This is a genomic window from Pseudomonas sp. BJa5, from assembly GCF_030272875.2.
Taxonomy (GTDB): domain Bacteria; phylum Pseudomonadota; class Gammaproteobacteria; order Pseudomonadales; family Pseudomonadaceae; genus Aquipseudomonas.
This window is the reverse complement of record NZ_JALRNG020000099.1, coordinates 1-341: the sequence shown is the minus strand read 5'-3', so window position 1 is coordinate 341 and position 341 is coordinate 1. Positions and strand designations below refer to the sequence as shown.

The following is a 341-nucleotide window of genomic DNA, read 5'->3' as shown; positions in this document are numbered from 1 at the left end:
ATCCTGCCCCGTCGTGGCGCCCATGTGACCGAACTCGAAGCCCATGGCGTGCGCAGCCTGTGCACACTGAAGGCCGAGTTCTACATCCTGCTGGGCAACGCCGTGGCACTGGGCTGGCGCCTGCAGGGAGACCTGCTGCCTTTTCTCACCAACCAGCAGCGTTTGACCTCCGCATGCGAGCGCGAAGACATCAAGTCCTTCGTCGAAGAGAGCTTTGCCGTGATGCGCGCGGCCTATCCGTTCGCCGACAACCCCTACCTGCAGTAAACCGTGGAAAACCTGCAGCCGGCCATTAGTCGCGCCTATTACCTGGCGCTGGACCAGCGCAAGGCCGAGATGAG

General features: G+C 62.5%; 1 pseudogene. It reads left to right on the top strand.

Annotated features, from left to right (window positions below):
• Positions 1–341, top strand: a pseudogene (locus M2D63_RS25585) (GntR family transcriptional regulator); the annotation flags it as partial.